1 protein-coding gene is annotated in these 505 nt (G+C 60.4%); it reads left to right on the top strand.

Annotated elements, in window-relative coordinates; all coding sequences use genetic code 11:
• A partial coding sequence (locus D2N39_RS22450) for a DDE-type integrase/transposase/recombinase (RefSeq protein WP_147373552.1) occupies positions 1-466 on the top strand: 466 nt, incomplete at its 5' end.
• Positions 467-505 lie beyond the last annotated feature (39 nt).

Genomic DNA, 505 nt, shown 5'->3' on the forward strand with positions numbered 1-505 from the left:
CGTCTATGTGGCTTTTGTCATTGACGCCTATGCACGTCGGATCGTCGGCTGGCGGGCAAGCCAGACCGCGCATGCAGGCTTCGTCCTTGATGCCCTCGAACAGGCCGTTCACGATCGCCGCCCGGTCAAGGGTGCAGGCCTTGTCCATCATTCCGACCGCGGGTCTCAATACCTGTCCATTCGCTACACCGAGCGGCTGGGAGAGGCCGGCATCGAACCTTCAGTTGGCAGCGTTGGCGACAGCTATGACAATGCGCTGGCCGAGACGATAAACGGTCTTTTCAAGGCCGAAGTCATCCATCGCCGCGGCCCATGGCGCAGCTTCGAGGCCGTCGAATATGCCACCCTTGAATGGGTCGATTGGTTCAACAACCGCCGCCTGCTCGAGCCGATCGGGAACGTCCCTCCGGCAGAAGCAGAGGCAAACTTCTACGCCGCTCTGGAAACTGAAGACATCGCCGCGTAACTAACCAAAATCAGCCTCCGGCAAACCCGGGGCGGTTCA

Source organism: Gemmobacter lutimaris (assembly GCF_003570715.1).
GTDB classification, from domain to species: domain Bacteria; phylum Pseudomonadota; class Alphaproteobacteria; order Rhodobacterales; family Rhodobacteraceae; genus Gemmobacter; species Gemmobacter lutimaris.